1 protein-coding gene and 1 tRNA gene are annotated in these 1,326 nt (G+C 29.6%); one reads left to right on the top strand and one right to left on the bottom strand.

Annotated elements, in window-relative coordinates; genetic code table 11:
* The first annotated feature begins 439 nt into the window (after window positions 1-439).
* A complete protein-coding gene (locus BM384_RS17085; RefSeq protein WP_090015475.1) occupies window positions 440-1,117 on the top strand; it encodes a uracil-DNA glycosylase in 678 nt (225 codons plus the stop codon).
* 114 nt (window positions 1,118-1,231) lie between these two features.
* Here BM384_RS17085 and BM384_RS17080 read toward each other — a convergent pair.
* Window positions 1,232-1,307 (bottom strand) — tRNA-Phe (locus tag BM384_RS17080).
* Window positions 1,308-1,326 lie beyond the last annotated feature (19 nt).

Genomic DNA, 1,326 nt, shown 5'->3' with positions numbered 1-1,326 from the left:
TTATCTATATCTGTTCAATTTTCAAAGACCAATTTATCTCGTCGCCTTCAAGCGACTGTTATATATTATCACTCAAGCGAAACTCTGTCAACAACTTTTTTCAATTTTTTTCATTTTTTAAAAACTAAATTGTAATTTGTTATTTCCTTTTGTTTCTTGTCTGCCTCAGCGACGTGTTTTATCTTACCATGTTATTATTACTACACAAAATGTACTTTTTTCAATTTAACAATATTATTCATTATATAATACATTTTTCTTCAATATATTCATTTTTTCTTATATGGATATACCAGGACAAGTTTTCTCTATCATCTTCGATATTTTGCAAAAAACAGCCCATTTATGCTTGAATTATTGAACTTTAACCTTCATTTTTATTTTTTCTGCTAGTTATCATATAATATACATATTAATTAAATTCTTAGGGGTGATTTTTTTGAAAGAAATATTACATAATAATTGGAACAACATAATAGGAGATGAATTTAATAAGGACTATTATAAAAATCTACATAACTTTTTAGTTACTGAATACAAAACAAAAGTTATATATCCTAATATGTATGATATTTTTAATGCTCTTCATTATACTGATTACCAAGATGTTAAAGTTGTTATTCTTGGCCAAGATCCTTATCATGGACCAAACCAAGCTCATGGTTTAAGTTTTTCTGTAAAGCCTGGAGTTCCTACTCCACCATCTTTAAAAAACATATACAAGGAACTTCAATCTGATTTAGGTTGTTATATACCAAATAACGGATATTTAAAAAGTTGGACTGATCAAGGTGTTCTATTATTAAACACAGTACTTACAGTTAGAGCTGGAAATGCAAATTCTCACAAAGGAAAGGGATGGGAGATTTTCACCGACAGAGTTATTTCTGTTCTTAATGATAGAGAAGAGCCTGTAATTTTTATTTTATGGGGTAATAATGCCATTAGTAAAAAGAAATTAATTACTAATGAAAGACATTATATTTTACAATCTGTTCACCCAAGTCCTCTTTCAGCAAGCAGAGGTTTCTTTGGTACAAAACCTTTTTCAAAAACAAATGAGATATTAAAAAGCTTAGGTAAGGAACCTGTAGATTGGCAAATAAAAAATATATAAGAAACAAGGTGGCTGGTGCCATGCTTTTTAAATAAAGATTGTCATTCAAAAGATTATAAAGTTTATATTTTCTTTTACATAAAAAAAGCACTAACAAATTGTTAGTGCTTTTTTTGGTGGCTCGACCTGGAATCGAACCAGGGACACGAGGATTTTCAGTCCTCTGCTCTACCGACTGAGCTATCGAGCCATATTACCTAGCAACGTCC

The organism is Clostridium sp. DSM 8431, from assembly GCF_900116755.1.
GTDB lineage: Bacteria > Bacillota > Clostridia > Clostridiales > Clostridiaceae > Clostridium.
The sequence above is the reverse complement of the archived record's forward strand: the minus strand, read 5'-3'. Positions and strand labels throughout refer to the sequence as shown.